General features: G+C 64.5%; 14 protein-coding genes. 10 read left to right on the forward strand and 4 right to left on the reverse strand.

The features are described from left to right. Positions 1 to 216: 216 nt before the first annotated feature. Positions 217 to 990 (forward strand): DNA repair protein RecO, encoded by a 774-nt coding sequence (gene recO / locus AC1DYJ_RS18605; RefSeq protein WP_025583658.1) that lies wholly within the window; start codon positions 217 to 219, stop codon positions 988 to 990. A gap of 7 nt (positions 991 to 997) precedes the next feature. Continuing rightward, entirely contained in the window at positions 998 to 1,516 is a 519-nt protein-coding gene (locus AC1DYJ_RS18610) for a PaaI family thioesterase (protein ID WP_025583659.1), read from the forward strand. 32 nt (positions 1,517 to 1,548) lie between these two features. Here AC1DYJ_RS18610 and AC1DYJ_RS18615 read toward each other — a convergent pair whose 3' ends face one another. Next, positions 1,549 to 2,013, reverse strand: coding sequence for an NUDIX hydrolase (locus AC1DYJ_RS18615; protein ID WP_477285841.1), 465 nt, complete (start codon positions 2,011 to 2,013; stop codon positions 1,549 to 1,551). A 245-nt stretch (positions 2,014 to 2,258) separates the two neighbouring features. Here AC1DYJ_RS18615 and AC1DYJ_RS18620 point away from each other — a divergent pair, with 245 nt between their 5' ends. From AC1DYJ_RS18620 to AC1DYJ_RS18645, 6 genes are all read left to right on the forward strand, one after another. Next, on the forward strand, positions 2,259 to 5,030 hold the full coding sequence (locus AC1DYJ_RS18620) for a DUF2339 domain-containing protein (RefSeq protein ID WP_477285843.1): 2,772 nt from the start codon (positions 2,259 to 2,261) through the stop codon (positions 5,028 to 5,030). A 155-nt stretch (positions 5,031 to 5,185) separates the two neighbouring features. Beyond that, a complete protein-coding gene (locus tag AC1DYJ_RS18625; RefSeq protein ID WP_112560736.1) occupies positions 5,186 to 5,704 on the forward strand; it encodes an RNA polymerase sigma factor in 519 nt (172 codons plus the stop codon). Continuing rightward, positions 5,701 to 6,492 (forward strand): anti-sigma factor family protein, encoded by a 792-nt coding sequence (locus tag AC1DYJ_RS18630; protein ID WP_477285845.1) that lies wholly within the window; start codon positions 5,701 to 5,703, stop codon positions 6,490 to 6,492. The genes AC1DYJ_RS18625 and AC1DYJ_RS18630 overlap by 4 nt, the downstream gene beginning before the upstream one ends. 207 nt (positions 6,493 to 6,699) lie before the next feature. Continuing rightward, on the forward strand, positions 6,700 to 7,797 hold the full coding sequence (locus tag AC1DYJ_RS18635) for a peptidase C39 family protein (protein WP_477285847.1): 1,098 nt from the start codon (positions 6,700 to 6,702) through the stop codon (positions 7,795 to 7,797). A gap of 5 nt (positions 7,798 to 7,802) precedes the next feature. After that, positions 7,803 to 9,266: a RimK family protein gene (locus AC1DYJ_RS18640; protein WP_477285849.1), complete on the forward strand. Its 1,464-nt coding sequence runs from the start codon at positions 7,803 to 7,805 to the stop codon at positions 9,264 to 9,266. Between the two features lie 19 nt (positions 9,267 to 9,285). After that, positions 9,286 to 9,558 carry a DUF3303 domain-containing protein gene (locus AC1DYJ_RS18645; protein ID WP_477285851.1) on the forward strand — a complete coding sequence of 91 codons (273 nt, stop codon included), beginning with the start codon at positions 9,286 to 9,288 and terminating at the stop codon, positions 9,556 to 9,558. A 9-nt stretch (positions 9,559 to 9,567) separates the two neighbouring features. On the opposite strand, the gene AC1DYJ_RS18650 is transcribed toward AC1DYJ_RS18645, so the two are convergent. Then, positions 9,568 to 10,467 carry a LysR substrate-binding domain-containing protein gene (locus tag AC1DYJ_RS18650; RefSeq protein ID WP_477285853.1) on the reverse strand — a complete coding sequence of 300 codons (900 nt, stop codon included), beginning with the start codon at positions 10,465 to 10,467 and terminating at the stop codon, positions 9,568 to 9,570. 85 nt (positions 10,468 to 10,552) lie between these two features. Here AC1DYJ_RS18650 and AC1DYJ_RS18655 point away from each other — a divergent pair, with 85 nt between their 5' ends. Next, positions 10,553 to 11,473 (forward strand): fatty acid desaturase family protein, encoded by a 921-nt coding sequence (locus AC1DYJ_RS18655; RefSeq protein WP_477285855.1) that lies wholly within the window; start codon positions 10,553 to 10,555, stop codon positions 11,471 to 11,473. Between the two features lie 9 nt (positions 11,474 to 11,482). Here the strand turns inward: AC1DYJ_RS18655 and AC1DYJ_RS18660 are convergent, their stop codons facing one another. Further along, a complete protein-coding gene (locus AC1DYJ_RS18660; protein ID WP_477285857.1) occupies positions 11,483 to 12,673 on the reverse strand; it encodes an amidohydrolase in 1,191 nt (396 codons plus the stop codon). A gap of 91 nt (positions 12,674 to 12,764) precedes the next feature. Here AC1DYJ_RS18660 and AC1DYJ_RS18665 point away from each other — a divergent pair, with 91 nt between their 5' ends. Further along, positions 12,765 to 13,613, forward strand: coding sequence for an AraC family transcriptional regulator (locus AC1DYJ_RS18665; protein ID WP_477285859.1), 849 nt, complete (start codon positions 12,765 to 12,767; stop codon positions 13,611 to 13,613). Here AC1DYJ_RS18665 and AC1DYJ_RS18670 read toward each other — a convergent pair. Next, the gene (locus AC1DYJ_RS18670) at positions 13,582 to 15,720 is read right to left on the reverse strand and encodes a putative bifunctional diguanylate cyclase/phosphodiesterase (RefSeq protein ID WP_477285861.1); all 2,139 of its coding nucleotides are present in this window, start codon (positions 15,718 to 15,720) and stop codon (positions 13,582 to 13,584) included. The two genes, AC1DYJ_RS18665 and AC1DYJ_RS18670, sit on opposite strands and share 32 nt — an antisense overlap. Positions 15,721 to 15,773: the final 53 nt, after the last annotated feature.

Consider the following 15,773-nt stretch of genomic DNA (forward strand, 5'->3'; position numbering starts at 1 on the left):
CGGTCGACATTCTGGACACGACCCATCCGAACCATCCCGGCAGGCTGTGCGCTGCCCGCTTCGGCCAACTCGCCTTTATTGCCGCCTGCGCGGCCGAAAATCCCGACGGCTTTCCGATGGTTTTCCGATATTTCGGCGCACGCCCATGTCAGCAGTGCTTCTACGCGCTCCGCCCGATCCTTGATTTCGCCACGCAACCGGTGACAAGCTCCAGCCATGGAATGGCGCGACGAGGGAATCATTCTCGGCACCCGCAAGCATGGCGAAACCAGCGCCATCCTCGAGGTGATGACGCGCGCGCATGGCCGCCATCTCGGCCTGGTGCGCGGCGGCCGCTCGCGCAAGCAGCAGCCGGTGCTGCAGCCCGGCAACCGCGTCGACCTGTTGTGGCGGGCCCGCCTCGACGAACATCTCGGCACCTTCCAGGCCGAAGCGATCGAGATGAATGCTGCCCGGCTGATGGACAGCGCGGTCGCCGTCTACGGCTTGCAGACCATGGCCGCGCATCTGAGGCTCCTGCCGGAGCGCGACGCCCATGGCGGCCTTTACGAGACGCTGGCCGTGATGATCGCCCATCTCGATGATCCCGACGCCGCCGGCGAACTGGTGGCGCGCTTCGAACTTCTCATCCTCGACGAACTCGGCTTCGGCCTCGATCTCAGCCAATGCGCTGCGACCGGCACTCGGCAGGATCTGGCGTACGTTTCGCCGAAATCCGGCCGCGCCGTGTCGCGCCAGGCCGGTGCGCCGTGGCGCGACAAGATGCTGGCGCTGCCGGCCTTCCTGCAGCGCTCGGGCCCCCGAGCTGACCAGGCGGCGCTGGAGGACGCCTTCCGGCTGACCGGCTTCTTCTTCACCCGCCATGTCTACGAACCGCGCGGCATCGAACAGCCTGACGCGCGCGCCGGCTTCCTCGCCGCCTTGCGCAAGCATCATTCGGGCGGCAAGGCCGCCGCAACGGCAGGCGCCCTCCCAGAAATCACGACGTGAGAATCATATGAGCGAAGTCGAACTTTATCCCGGCCGGGTGTCGCCGCTTGGCCTTGGCACCATTCCGCTTGGCGATCTCCTCGAATACAGCGGCATCGACCTTTTGCAGCGTATCATCGATGGCAAGTATCCGGCCCCACCGATCTCCTTCCAGCTGAACTTTACCCTGACCGAAGTGTCGGAGGGGCGCGCGGTGTTTCGCGGCGTGCCGAGCGAGCGCCATCTCAATCCGTTGGGTGGCGTGCATGGCGGTTGGGCGGCAACACTGCTGGACTCGGCACTTGCCTGCGCGGTGCAGACGCTGCTTGAGAAGGGCGAGGCCTACACGACGGCCGAGTTCAAGGTGAATTTTACGCGGCCGATCACGCCGAAGACCGGCGAAGTGGTCTGCGAGGGCAAGATCGTCCACAAGGGCCGCACGCTGGCGGTGTCGGAAGCGACGCTGAAGGATGCGCAAGGCAAGTTGCTCGCCTTCGGCACCGAGACATGCTCGATCTTTCCAGCCGCCAATCTGGCGGCGCGCTAGGTTCGTCATCCGAGGGGAGGGCGACGTAGCGCTTAATCGACTTCACGCCGCTCCACGAAATCATCGAGGATGGCACGCTGACCGCTGAGGATCTTGAGGCTGGCTTCCGGCAATGAAAACCAGCCGGCTTTGTCGACCTCGGGAAATTCCTTCATAGCGCCCGACCTCGGCGGCCACTCCATGCTGAACATGTTGCTTTTGACGGCATCGGCATCGACATCGGCTTCGACGCTCCAGGCGATGACGACCTTGCCGCCCGGTTGCCGATAGCTGCCGACAGGCTCGAAATCGCCTTCGATGGCAATGCCGAGTTCCTCCCCGGCCTCGCGCCGGGCGGCCGCCAGCTCATCCTCATTCTCTTCGACGAGACCCTTGGGGATCGACCACGCGCCTTCATCCTTCCTTGCCCAGAAGGGACCGCCGGGATGGACGAGCAGAAACTCGAGGATGCCGGCCTTTGTCCGGTGGATCAGCAGTCCCGCGCTTCTCTTCGGCATTGGATTTCCTCGTAGCTCATCTGAGGATAGCATGTCTCCCTGGCATGTAGCGGTGGCGCCATTCCTGACCATCCGGGATGATGGGTGAGGATAACGACTGTAGACCGCTGGAATTTGCCGGCGAAACATGCTCGATGATTTATCTCCGGTCACCATTGCGGTGGCGTGACTTGATTGGCTGTCCGGGCTGGCCGTGTGGCCGCCGCAATTGTCAGTGAAAACTGGCCTGGTTTGGGGGAACCGCCATGTTTGAGAGCCTGATTGGCGCTGTCGTCGTTGTCGTGCTTTTCGTCATTGTCTTGCGCCAGCAGGGCCGCATCGGCCTGATCGAGCGCGAACTCGGCGCGCTGCGCAGCCTGGTTCTGTCCGGCGTAAATGTCGCCGCGCCCGCTGCCAAGGCGGTTGAGGCGGCCGCAAATGACAGCGTGCCGGCGGATGCCGCTCAGGCCACCGCAGCGATTGCCGACATAGCTCCGCCAAAGGTAGCCGAAGCGGCGCAGGCACCGGCCGCGGAGGCCGAAGCGGCCACCAGCGAGGCTGTGCCGGAACTGTCGGCAGCGGCCAAGGCGGCGTTCACCGGATCCGCGACCACAGCACCGGCCGCCGCAGCAAAAGCCGCCCGCCAGTCCGAAGTCGAAACCGCGCTCGGCACCCGCTGGGCGGTCTGGGTCGGCGGCATCGCGCTGGCCTTGGGCGGCCTGTTCCTGATCCGCTACACCATCGAGGCCGGCATTTTCGGCCCGGAAGTGCGGCTTGCCCTGGCGGCATTGCTCGGTCTGGTGCTCGTCGGCGGCGGCGAGTTCATCCGCCGCACCGGCTTCAAGGTCCCGGTGGAAGGAGTGGCCGGCGCCTACATCCCGGCGATCCTGACAGCCGCAGGCGCGTTCATCCTGTTCGGTACGGTCTATGCCGCCCATGCCGTTTACGGTTTCGTCGGCCCGGCCTTTGCCTTCACCGTGCTCGGCGCCATCGGCGTGGCGACCATCGCCGCCGCTCTCGTCCATGGCCAGGCCCTGGCCGGCATCGGCCTCGTCGGCTCCATGGCAACGCCCGCACTTGTGTCCTCGCAGGCGCCAAATCCATGGGCGCTGTTCGTCTATCTCGCCATCGTGCTTGCCGCCACCGCGGCGATCGCCCGCATGCGCGACTGGAAATTCCTGATCGCGGCCGCCTTCTTCGGCACCGGCGCCTGGACCATCGCCTACATGATGGCTGCGCCAGGCACCGACCTTCCCGTCATCCTGTTCATCGACGCGGTGACGCTGGCCGTGCTTGCCTTTGTCTGGCTGGGCAGTCGTGGCGGCGAAGCGGAAACCGCAAAGAACGGCTTCGACTGGCCCTCGATCGTGCCTGGCGTCTTCGTGGCGTTTTCAGCACTTGGTCTGTCCGTCGACACGACACTGGTCGCCGCCGGCGGCGCCTTGCCGGGCGCAGCCGTTCTCGTTGCCCTTGTCGCCACCGCACTCTACCGGCCGCGCGCTTTGCCGCTGCTTCACGCCGCCGGTGTGGTGAGCGTGATGATCTATCTAGGCATCATTCCGCCCGCCACCATCGGCTCCGAACTGTCCCAGGGAAACATAGGCTTTGACGGCATGCCGGTGGCGGCCGGAAACCCCTGGACGCTGCACATCGGCATCGGTCTCGGCTTGGTCTTTATCGGCGCCGGTTTCTGGGCCGCCCGCCGCTTCGCCGCCACCGCGCAGGTTCGTGCGGCATGCTGGGCGGCATGGGCCGTCGCCGCACCGCTGGTCGTCCTGCTGACGCTGTGGCTCGCCTATGGCAATCTCGACCGCGACCTAGCCTATGCCGCGGTCGCTGCCTTGCTGGTTGTCGTCTTCGCCGCCGGCGGCGAGTGGATCGCGCGCGCCGAACAGCCGCCGCTCAAGGGCGACATCGCCGTCTCCTTCGCGCTGTGCGGCTCGGCTCTGGCCGGCCTCCTGATGCTGCATATGGCCTTCGGCTCCGGCTGGACGACCATTCTTGTCGGCGTTGCCGCCATCGTGCCGGCGCTGGCGACGCGCTGGCGCTCCTACCCGGTGCTCGGCTGGATTTCGGTCGGCGCGGTTGTCGCGGTGCTCGGCCGTGTTGCCTTCGATCCGACCATCGTCGGCGCCGCATCGCTGACGACGACGCCGGTGTTCAACTGGCTGCTGCCGGGATACGGCGTGCCGGCGCTGGCCTTCGGCTTCGCCGCCTGGCAGCTCGCCCGCACCACCAATGGCCGGCCGCGCCTTGCCATGGAGGCAGGTGCTGCGCTTTTCGTGCTGCTCACCATCGCCATGCTGGTGCGCCACGCCATGCATGGCGGCGTCATCGACACCGGCCCCGTAACGCTCGCCGAGCAGGCGATCTACACGCTGATCGCCATCGGCGCCGGCGCCATGCTTGTCGCCATCGACATGCGCTCGCCAAGCTCGGTGCTGCGCTACGGCTCGATGGCCGCCGGAGTGGTCTCGGTCGCCTTCATCGTCTTCCAGCATTTCCTGGTGCTGAACCCGCTGTTCACCGACGAATCGACCGGCCAGATCCCGGTGTTCAATCTGTTGTTCCTGGCCTACCTGCTGCCGGCAATCGCCGCCGGCGGGCTGGCGCTCTATGCCAGGTATAAGCGGCCGCCATGGTATGCGCAGATGCTGGCGGTGGTCGCGGCACTGCTTGTCTTTGCCTACGCCACACTGTCGGTCAGGCGTGCGTTCAAGGGCGAGTTCATCGGCCTGTGGAGCGGTCTCGGCCAGCTCGAAACCTACACCTATTCGGCGCTCTGGCTGGTCATCGGCGTCGTGCTGCTCACCGCCGGCGTCTGGCTGAAATCGCAAGTGCTGCGTATCGCTTCGGCGGCGCTGATCGCGATTGCCGTGGTGAAAGTCTTCCTGTTCGACATGTCGGAGCTGGAAGGCGTGCTCAGGGCGCTGTCCTTCATCGGCCTGGGTGCGGTGCTGATCGGCATCGGCCTGTTCTACCAGCGGCTGCTGACGCGAGCGGCGAGGGAAGTGGATAAAGACAAGCAAGAACAATAAGATTTCCACTTAGCCAGGAATAATTTGGCCAGCGGTATCGTTATCTCATTGCTTGGGTGACCGGGGCGGCGGACCGCTTCGCGCTGGCCGCTTGCGCCGCGCCGGGAAGGCGCGTTCAATCGGGTTAAACAAGGGCGACCTCAGAACCAGCGGTCATGGACGAAAAGAAGGCAGCAATCCTTGGTGAAATACCGCGCCTGCGCCGCTACGCACGCTCGCTTCTGCGCGACCGCGATTCCGCCGACGATCTCGTCCAGGATTGCCTCGAACGGGCGCTCTTGCGGCTCGAGAGCTGGCAGACAGGAGAAAGCCCCCGGAGGTGGCTGTTTACGATCATGCATCATTTGTTCATCGATCAGATGCGCAAGGTGAACCGGCGCGGTGAGGCGGCGATCCTGCCGCTCGACGCAAACGAGGCGCAGGCAGTCCCCGCCGAGCAGGCGGAGAATGCCGCCTCGCGCGAGATCATCGACGCGTTGCAGGCGATCAGCCCCGACCGCCGCGCCGCCCTCGTCATGGTCGCCATCGAAGGCTTTTCCTACGCCGAGGCTGCCAACATTCTCGGCGTGCCCGCCGGCACGCTGATGTCGCGCATAGCGCGCGGGCGTGAAGAGCTGCGCAGCCTGCTCGACGACACGGCGCGCCGCCGCTCGATAAGGATCGTCGAGAAATGACCCGCCGCGATTTTTCCGAACGCGACATTCACATGGCCCTCGATGGCGAGCTGCCCGGCGACGAGCGCGCCGCCTATGAGGCCTGGATCGACGCCAATCCCGAAATGAAGGCGAAAAGCGCCCGCTACACGGCCGACCGCGCCGCGCTGCGCGCCGCCTTTGCCGGCGTGCTCGACGAGCCGGTGCCGGCGCTGTTCAAGCAGATCGTGCTTGGCGAAGGCGCGACCAAAGTGGCGGCACGGCACTCGCGCTGGTGGCTTGCGGCCGCGGCCGCCGCGGTGCTCGTCGTTGGCGGTCTTGGCGGCTATTTTGCCGGCATCGACGGTCTTGGCAGGCAAGACGGCGCCGAAGACCAACTGGCCGAAGAGGCGATCGCCGCCCATGTCATCTATGCCGCCGAACAACGCCATGCGGTGGAAGTGCCGGCCAGCGACAAGGATCACCTGCAGACCTGGCTGTCCAACCGCGTCGGCCTGAAACTGGTGGCGCCGGATCTGGTGGCGGAAGGCTTCCAGCTGGTTGGCGGCCGGCTGCTGCCCGCCGGCCAGGGCAAGGCCGCCATGCTGCTTTACGAGGACGCCAAGGGCCAGCGCATCTCCCTGTTCGTTACCGCCGATTCGGCTGCCAAGTCCAAGGGCACCTATATGGCCGACGCCGACGGTCCCGAGGCGGTCTACTGGCTGGACAAGGGCTATGCCTGCGCCGTCGTCGGCTCGCTGCCGCGTGAGCAGCTGGCTGCGGTCGCCAAGCGCGCCTACGGCCAACTTCTGGCGGGTCTCGCCAGTTGAGCGCATTCCGTTTTCGGGTCATGCACCGGGGCGGCGCCACACGTCGCTGTGCCGCCGCCACCGCCCGCCATTCGTGGCGCAACCTGTCACAATTCGGCCCTATTCAAGGTGCGATAGCGCTTGGCTGATATCGGCGTTTCGGCTGATGTTTGCGACGTTTTTGACCGGGGCCTTTTCCTCCACCCAATCGAGGTTTTCTGAACCCGCATGCCTGCCGAGATTCGCAAGGCCCGCGCGTCCGACGTCGATGACCTCGCTGCCATCGAGAAGGCGGTTTTTTCCAGCGACCGCATTTCCCGGCGCTCCTTTCGCCTGTTGATCGAACGCGAGACCGCCGAGATGCTGGTCGCCGAAAGCGACGGCCGCGTCGCCGGCTACGCCGTGGTGCTGTTTCGCAAGGGCAGCGGCGTCGCCCGGCTCTACTCGCTTGCCACCGGCCCGTTTTTCGGCGGCCGTGGCGTTGGCCGCATGCTGCTTGCCGCGGCCGAAGAGGCCGCCTTCGAGCACGACCGCATGATGCTGCGCCTCGAAGTGCGCGAGGACAATCTGCGCGCCATCGGCATCTATGAGCAGAGCGGCTACCGCAAGATCGGTCGCGAGCCTGGCTATTACGAGGATGGCGCCACCGCGCTGCGCTACGAAAAGACCTTGCGCGGCGACATTCCGGTCGCCACCAAAGTGCCGTTCTACCAGCAGACCTGTGAGTTCACCTGCGGCCCCTGCTGCCTGATGATGGCGATGGCCAATTACGATTCCGGCTTCGTGCCCGATCCGGTCATGGAAATCCGCCTCTGGCGCGAGGCGACGACGGTGTTCATGATGTCCGGGCCTGGCGGCTGCGAGCCGTTCGGCCTTGCGGTGGCCGGCCACGAAAACGGGCTGGCGGCTGAAATCTTCGTGTCCTTCTACGGCGCGCTGTTCCTGCAGTCGGTGCGCAGCGAGGACAAGCGCCGGGTGATGGAACTTGCCCAGGTCGACTTTCGCCGCCGCGCGGAACAATACGGCATCCCGGTGAATTACCGTTCGTTCGGCATCGACGACATCCGTGGCGCCCTGGCTCAGGGAAAACTGGTGCTGGTGCTGATCAGCGGCTTCCTGATGTTTGGCAAGAAGGTGCCGCATTGGGTGCTGGCCATCGGCGACGACGGCGACCACATCCTCATCCACGATCCCTGGGTCGAGGACGAAAGACAGGAGACCATCCTCGATGCCGCCAACATTCCCGTCCCCCACGGCATCTTCATGAACATGGCGCAATTCGGCCGCGACGGACTGCGTGCCGCCATCACTCTTGGGAAACGCTGATAACAATGACCTGGGTCATCCTCACCGGCCGGCAGAACGATCTCGACCAGGCCGCGACGCCGCACAAGATCATCACCAACCGTGATTATCTTGCGCATCCGGCGCTGTTTCGCGGCCAGCAGCCGAAGGTCATCAACCTGTCGAACAACTACGCCTACCAGAGTCGCGGCTACTATGCCTCGCTGCTCGCCGGTTCGCGCGGCCACAAGGTCATCCCGACGGTCGAGACGATGATCGACCTGTCGGAGCGCAAGCTTTACGAGCACGCGCTGCCGGAACTGGAACTGGCGCTCAACAAATGCCGCAAGGATCTCGGCGGCGTCTTTCCACAAAAAGTCTGCATCTTCTTCGGCATCGGCCCGTCGAAGATCTGGGACCGTTTCGCCAAGCTGCTGTTCGACTGGTTCCGCGCCCCGGCGCTTGAGGTCCACATCAAGGACAGTGCCGAATGGGCCTCGATCCGCAAGATCGGCTTCCTGCCGCTGGCCAGGATGACCGAGGAGGAAGAAGCCTTCTTCGTGCAGGCGCTGGAGACCTACACCAACCGCGAATGGCGTGACACCAAGGGCCGCACGCCGGCGCGCTACACCTTCGCCACACTGGTCGATCCGCATGAGGAACTGCCGCCGTCGGAGATTTCCTCGCTGCGCTACTGGGCCAAGATCGCCGAAAAGATGGGCGTCGAAATCGAGCCGATCACCAGGAAGGACCTCGCCAAGCTTGCCAATTACGACGCGCTGTTCATCCGCGAGACCACCTCGATCTCCAACCATACCTACCGCTTCGCCCGCCGTGCCCAGCAGGAAGGCATGCCGGTGATCGACGATCCGCTGTCGATGATCCGCTGCACCAACAAGGTCTATCTCAACGAGCTGATGGCCTACAACAAGGTGCCGGTGCCGCCGACGGTGATGATTGCCGGCACCTCGGACCTTGAACTGGCGGCGCAGACGCTGGGCTTTCCGCTGGTGCTGAAGATCCCGGATTCGTCGTTCTCGCGCGGCGTCAAGAAATGTGGCAACTTCGAGGAGCTGAAGACACTCGCCACCGAGTGGCTGGAGGATTCCGATCTCCTGATCGCGCAGAAATTCATTCCGACCGAGTATGACTGGCGCGTCGGCGTGCTTGGCGGCCAGCCGCTGTTTGCCGTGCATTATCTGATGGCCAAGAAGCACTGGCAGATCGTCAATCACAAGGCCAGCGGCAAGCCCGACCAGGGCGGCATCAAGACCTTCACGCTGAAGGAGACGCCGCCGCATGTCGTCGAGACGGCGGTGAAGGCGGCGCGCTGCATCGGTGACGGACTTTACGGCGTCGACTTGAAGGAAACCAAGGATGGCGTCTTCGTCATCGAGGTCAACGACAACCCCAATCTCGACCATGGCTGGGAGGATTCCGGCGAGAAGGACGAGGTCTGGGTGCGGCTGACGCAATGGTTCCTGGAGCGGCTCGACCGTCCCGGGCGGTAGTTCAAGGCGAGGGGGACGTATGCAGTTCATCGTCATCGAGGATTTCACCGGCTGCGATCGCAAGGAGATCTATCGCCGCTTCGGCGAGCGCGGCCGCCTGAAGCCGGATGAGCTTGTCGTGCACCACTCCTGGATCGCGGCGGATATGAGCCGCTGCTTTCTGCTCGTCGAGGCCGATGACGTCACGCTGCTGCAGCGCTGGGTCATCGAATGGTCCGACCTGGTGGAGTTCGAGATCATTCCCGTGGCGACGAACAAGGACATGGTCGCGGCATTGGCCAGCCATCTCTGAATGGGCACATCATCGGAGCGCCGGCGAACCTACCGCCCGCCGGCATTCCCCGATCAGCCAGGCGCGAAACACCGCCACCACGTCGCGCCTTGCGCTACGCTCCGGGATCGTCAGGCAATAGGGCTGGCGCAGCGCAATCGATAGGGTATTCGGCCGGACCAGCCGGCCGTCTTCCAGCGCCAGGGCGCAATAGATGCCTTGTGCCAGCGTCACGCCCAACCCTGAAATGGCCAGGTCGAGCGCTGCCCGCGACGAGTTCGCCGACAGGCCGCGCTGGACTGCCCGGCCGGGCTCGATGCCGGCCGCCTCGAACCATGTGCGCCACGATGGAAATGACGCGCCGGTCGGTCCCCAGTCGGTGTGGATCAGCGGCAAGCCGGCCAGGTTTTCCGATCTGGCGGCCAATCCAGGCGCGCAGACGGGGTAGACGGCGTCCCTGGCAATGTCCTCGGTCGGGTGTTCGCGGTAGTGCGGACCGAAGGACAACCTGATGTCGATCAATTCACGGTCGAACGGCACCGGGTCGTCATCGCCGCGCAGCGAGATGTCGACAGCGCCGTGGCTGGCGACGAAGCCGGCGAGGCGCTGCGAAAGCCAGCCCATAGCCATGGACGGCGGCACCGAGATGACAAGCCGCGGGCGGAAGGCATCGCCGCCGCGCGCAATGCTGCCGATCTCCTGGAAGGCCAGGGTCAGCCTCGGCAGCATGTCGACGCCGGCCTCGGTCAGCACGACACGGCGGTTGACGCGATGGAACAGTTTTCGGCCCATCTGCTCCTCGACGGTGCGGATGAGCTGGCTGACGGCCGCTGCCGAGATCGACAGCTCTTCCGCCGCCGCGGCAAAGCTCCCCGTGCGCGCCGCCGCCTCGAAGGCTTGAAGTCCTCTCAGGGATGGAAGCGATGCCATGGTAATCCAATAGATAAGTTGACCTTACCTATTTTGCAGAAATCCTCGTTTTTAGAAAGGTTTCTTGTTGAGGTAGCGTGGCGCCATGAACATATCAGCTGCCCAGACCGAACCCAGAGACCATCGCGATGTCATCGCCTCGCTGACCAATGAGCAGCGCAGCCGCCTGACCGGCAAATCGAACGGTCCGGGACTGGCCCAGCTCGCCTTCCATCTCGGCGGAATCGTCGTTCTCGGCGCGCTGATCGCGGTCAAGGTGCCGTACTGGCCGGCGCTGATGCTGCCGCAAGGCATCCTCATCGTCTTCCTGTTCACGCTGCTGCATGAGACGGTGCACAGGACGGCCTTCGAGACGCAATGGCTCAACGATGCTGTCGCCCGCTTCTGCAGCCTGGCGATCGCGCTGCCGGCCGACTGGTTCCGCTACTTCCACTTCGCCCATCACCGTTTCACCCAGGATCCCGAGAACGATCCCGAACTCGCCTTTCCGAAACCGGAGACGATGCGGCAATACATCGTCCACGTCTCGGGCCTACCGACCTGGTGGGGGCATTTGCAGACGCTCTACACCAACGCGACGGGCCGCTGCCGCGACAGCTACGTGCCGCCAAAGGGCCTGCCCAAGGTGAAGACCGAGGCCCGCGCCATGATCGCCTTCTATGTCGTGATCGCCGCGCTCGGCCTCTGGTTCAAGGCGACGGCGCTGCTCCATGTCTGGATCGTGCCGGCACTGCTCGGCCAGCCTTTTCTCAGGCTTTATCTGCTGGCCGAACATGGCCGCTGCCCGCTGGTTGCCAACATGCTGGAAAACACGCGCACCACGCTGACCAACTGGCTGGTGCGCAAGGTTGCCTGGAACATGCCCTACCATGCCGAGCATCACGCCTATCCCGGCGTGCCGTTCCATCAATTGCCGGCATTCCACCAACTGATCGAGCGGCATCTCAAAGTGGTCGAACCCGGCTATGTCAGCTTCCACGAGAAATACATCGAGACCCTGCGCTGAAGGCAATGCTCAATCCGCAGTCTTGGCCGGCTCGGCCACCAGCGTCTGCTCGACGAGGGTGACGAAATAGCGGAGCACGGTGGGAACGATGGCGTCGTTGAAGACATAGCGATCGCCGTGCAGCCCTTCGCCGGGTCCGACCGCCCCGGCGCCGATCCACGCATAGCAGCCGCCGGCTTCGCGGACCATGTAGGCGAAATCCTCGCAACCGAGGCTCGGGTTGAACGCGGTCTCGACCTGCTCGCGGCCGACGACGGCGGTGGCCGCTTCGACGGCCCGTTCTGTCGCGGCCGATGTGTTGACCAGCGGCAGGTAGCCCTTTTTGTAGACGAGCCTGGCGGTCAGGCCGTGCGCCGAGGCGATACCGTCCGCGATCTCCCCGATCAGCCTTTCACAATGATCCGACAAAGCGGGCTCGAAGAAGCGGCAGGTTCCCTGCAGCCAGACCTTGCCCGGCACGATGTTGCCGACATTGCCGCCATGGATCTGCGTGATCGAGACGACCAGCGCGGTCTGCGGATCGACCGAGCGGCTGACGATGCGCTGCACGGCCTGGACGAAGGCGCCGGCTGCAAGGATTGGATCGTCGCCGAGCTGCGGCATGGCAGCATGCGCGCCGGTGCCCTCGAAACTCAGTTCGAAAGTGTCGACGGCCGCCATCATCGCCCCGGCACGGGCGGCGATCGTTCCGAGCGGCAGTCCCGGCCAGTTGTGGACGGCGTAGACGGCTTCCACCGGGAAGCGCTCGAAAAGCCCGTCCTCGATCATCCGCATGCTGCCGCCTTCATTCTCCTCCGCCGGCTGGAAGATGAAATAGACGGTGCCGTCGAAGGCTCTGCTGTCGGCGAGCAGCCTGGCGGCGCCGAGCAGCATCGCGGTGTGGCCGTCATGGCCGCAGGCATGCATCACGCCGTCGTTTTTCGAAGCATAGGGCAATCCCGTCTTCTCCAGCACAGGCAAGGCATCAAGCTCGGCTCTGAGCCCGATCGCGCGTGTCCCCGGCCGACCCCTGAGGACGCCGACCACGCCGGTGCCGCCTATGCCTTCATGGATTTCGTCGAGCCCGAAGGCGCGCAGTCTTTCGGCAACAAAGCGCGCGGTCTCGTGTTCGCCGAAGCCGAGCTCGGGATTGGCATGGATGTGGTGCCGCCATTCCACCACTTGCGGGGTGAGGGCGGCGACGGGGTCGTTGTGCAGCATTGCGCTCTCCTTGCCGGCCGTCGTAAATTCGGCCTTGTCGATGCCAGCACCTAAAGGGTTTGCGCCGGCAGCGTCTTGAACAGGATTGACCGTGTCGGGAATTCAGGAGCCGCAGGAGACAACGCAGTTCTGGCGTCATCCGCGCTTTCGCGATCTTGGCATGCTCAAGGCGCGTTTTACGCGGCATCGCTACCAGCTGCACACGCACCCGACCTATGTCGTCGCTTTGATCACGCAAGGGTGCGAGCGTGTCCGCATCGGCAACGAGACCGTCTCCGCGCCCTCGGGCACGTTCCTCCTCGTCAATCCGGAGGTTTGGCATGACGGCGAGGCGGGCGCCGAGCAGGGCTGGGCCTATCGCACCTTCTATCCCTCGACCTCACTCATGGGCGCGATCGCTGCAGAACTCGGACAGGATCGCGCGCCACTGTTTTCGCAATCGATCGTCGATGATCCCGATCTCGTCCAGGCGGTGGCCGCCGCACACCAAAGCTCGACATCAGGCGATGTGACGAGTGCCGAGACATCCATGCTGATCGCCTTGCGCAAGCTTATCCTGCGCCATGGCGATTGGGGCGGCCGGCGGCGCGAGGCGGTCCAAAGCTTCGGATCGAAAAGCCGGCTCCAGGTCTATGAACAGGTCATCGAGGACCATCTGAGCGCGGACCTCGATTTGCAACGACTCGCCGAAGCCGCAGGCGTGACGCGCTTTCAGGTCATCCGGGATTTCAGGAAGGTGCTGGGTCTTACGCCCGCGGCCTTCATCCGCGACCGCAGGCTTCGCCGCGCCAATGTCTTGATCCAGAACGGTTCGGATCTCGCCGATGCCGCCTTTGCGGCCGGCTTCTCCGACCAGAGCCATCTGTCACGCACCTTCCGCGCGGCGCATGGGATGTCGCCGGGGATGTTCAGGCGGGCCGGGACGCTGCCCTCGACTTGAGCAGTCGGGCCATGTCGGCCGCCTTTGACGGCACGCCGATGAGAAAACCCTGCGCCTCGACGCAGCCAGCCTTGCGCAATATGTCGAGCTGCGCTTCGGTCTCGACGCCTTCGGCTGTGACGGTGATGCCAAGTTCGGCGCCAAGCCCGATGATCGTCCGCACGATCGCCGCCGTATCCCGGTTGTCGATGTCATGGATGAAGGAGCGGTCGATCTTGATCTTGTCGACGGGGAAACGCCTGAGATAGCCAAGCGACGAATAGCCGGTGCCGAAATCGTCGAGGGCAATGCGGACGCCGAGTTCGCGCAGCTGCCTCAGCGTCTTCAGCACCGTCTTGCTCTCATCCATCAACACGGTTTCGGTGATCTCCAGCTCAAGCCGCCTGGCCGGCACGCCGGAAACGGACAGCGCCGAAATCACGCTGCGGGCAAAGTCGGCGCTTCTGATCTGCACGGCCGAGACGTTGACGGCGATGCGCATTTCGGGCGGCCAGCCGGCGGCCACGCTGCAGGCCTGCTTCAGCGCCCATTCGCCCAGCGGAACGATCAGCCCGCTGTCTTCGGCGGCGGCGATGAAATCGTCGGGCGCCACCAGGCCGCGCGTCGGGGAATTCCAGCGCATCAATGCTTCGGCGCCGACGATTTCGCCCGACGCAATGTTGGTGATCGGCTGGAAGTCCAGGACGAATTCCTGCCGCTTCAGTGCCGTCTCGAGATCGGTTTCGAGCGCCCGGCGCTCCCGCACCAAGGCATCCATGCCGGGTTCGAAAAAGCGGTAGACGTTGCGGCCTTCGCTCTTGCCCCTGTAGAGCGCCATGTCGGCGTTCTTCAAAAGGGTGTCGGCGTCCTTGCCGTCACCGGGATACAGCGCAATGCCAAGGCTGATGCCGACATGCATGTCGCGGCTCTTGTCGCGAAACGGCTGGCTGACAACAGCGACAATGCGCTTTGCCAGTTGTTCTGCATCGCTGGCACCTTTGGGATTGAACTGCAAGATGGCGAACTCGTCGCCGCCGAGACGTGCGACCACATCTGTGTCGCTGCGCAGGCTGTGCCGCAGCCGCTCGGCCACGCATTTCAGCAGCCAGTCGCCGGCCGGGTGTCCCCAGGTGTCGTTGACGGCCTTGAAGCGATCGAGGTCGAGCGAGAAGATCGCCAGCGGGGTAGCAGGGATTTCGCCAAGCGCCTGGTCTAGTCGCTCGCGAAACACCGAGCGGTTGGGCAGGTCGGTCAGCGTGTCGTAGTGAGCAAGGTGGCTCATGCGCTCTTCGGCGCGCCGGCGCTCGGTGATGTCTTCGAAGGTCGCCACCCAGCCGCCGCCGGCAAGCGGCCGGCGCGCAATCAGCAATGTTCGGCCATCGGCAAGGCTGCGGTTTGTCGAACGCGTTTCGCCGGCCTGCAGGCTGGCTCTGGTCTTGGAGATCTCGCCGTCGATGTCGATCGACGGATAGATGCGCAGACGCACCAACTGTTCGAGCAGGGCTCGATGGCTCATGCCGAGCGGGAAGTCGCTGGGTGTCACGTTGTAGAGGTCGAAGAAGCGCTGGTTGCGCACGATCAGCGTACCGTCGGCGTCATACATCAACAGGCCTTGCGACATGTTGGCGAGCGCCGCATCGAAGCGGCGGTGCTGCTCCTTCAGTTCCTGCTCGGCCCATCTTTGCTCGGTGATGTCCTCATAGATCGACACCCAGCCGCCCGAAGCCAGTGGCCGATGTGTGATGGAGATGATGCGGCCGTCGGACAGGATTTCCTCGTAGGTCGAGGCCTGCGCGCGCTCGATATAGGGCTTGCGGATGGCATAGAGGTCTGCGGCGCTCTGCGAGGCGACACCGATGTCGACGCTGTGCTGGAGAATGTCCAGGAACGGGATGCCGGGCCGCACGATCTTCGCATCGAGGGAGAAGATGCTGAGATAGTTGCCGTTGCAGATGATCATCCGCTCGTCGGCATCGAACATGCACAGGCCATGCGACATGTTCTCGACGGCCGCCGAAAAGCGCTCGTTCTGGTGGCGCAATTCGTCCGCGATCTGCCGTGGCGCGGCGACGCCTCCGGCTCCCCGTCTGCGGACGGGCGAACCACCCTTGACGTGCGCAACGGACATGAGGCGTACCTGCTGACCGTGATCGAACCCGGTACTGTGGTTACCGCTGGTTA

The organism is Mesorhizobium sp. P2_B11, assembly GCF_056404855.1.

Coding starts and splice junctions, on each gene's coding strand:
- recO (WP_025583658.1), top strand. CDS start 217: ATGGAATGGCGCGACGAGGGAATCATTCTCGGCACCCGCAAGCATGGC.
- AC1DYJ_RS18610 (WP_025583659.1), top strand. CDS start 998: ATGAGCGAAGTCGAACTTTATCCCGGCCGGGTGTCGCCGCTTGGCCTT.
- AC1DYJ_RS18615 (WP_477285841.1), bottom strand. CDS start 2,013: ATGCCGAAGAGAAGCGCGGGACTGCTGATCCACCGGACAAAGGCCGGC.
- AC1DYJ_RS18620 (WP_477285843.1), top strand. CDS start 2,259: ATGTTTGAGAGCCTGATTGGCGCTGTCGTCGTTGTCGTGCTTTTCGTC.
- AC1DYJ_RS18625 (WP_112560736.1), top strand. CDS start 5,186: ATGGACGAAAAGAAGGCAGCAATCCTTGGTGAAATACCGCGCCTGCGC.
- AC1DYJ_RS18630 (WP_477285845.1), top strand. CDS start 5,701: ATGACCCGCCGCGATTTTTCCGAACGCGACATTCACATGGCCCTCGAT.
- AC1DYJ_RS18635 (WP_477285847.1), top strand. CDS start 6,700: ATGCCTGCCGAGATTCGCAAGGCCCGCGCGTCCGACGTCGATGACCTC.
- AC1DYJ_RS18640 (WP_477285849.1), top strand. CDS start 7,803: ATGACCTGGGTCATCCTCACCGGCCGGCAGAACGATCTCGACCAGGCC.
- AC1DYJ_RS18645 (WP_477285851.1), top strand. CDS start 9,286: ATGCAGTTCATCGTCATCGAGGATTTCACCGGCTGCGATCGCAAGGAG.
- AC1DYJ_RS18650 (WP_477285853.1), bottom strand. CDS start 10,467: ATGGCATCGCTTCCATCCCTGAGAGGACTTCAAGCCTTCGAGGCGGCG.
- AC1DYJ_RS18655 (WP_477285855.1), top strand. CDS start 10,553: ATGAACATATCAGCTGCCCAGACCGAACCCAGAGACCATCGCGATGTC.
- AC1DYJ_RS18660 (WP_477285857.1), bottom strand. CDS start 12,673: ATGCTGCACAACGACCCCGTCGCCGCCCTCACCCCGCAAGTGGTGGAA.
- AC1DYJ_RS18670 (WP_477285861.1), bottom strand. CDS start 15,720: ATGTCCGTTGCGCACGTCAAGGGTGGTTCGCCCGTCCGCAGACGGGGA.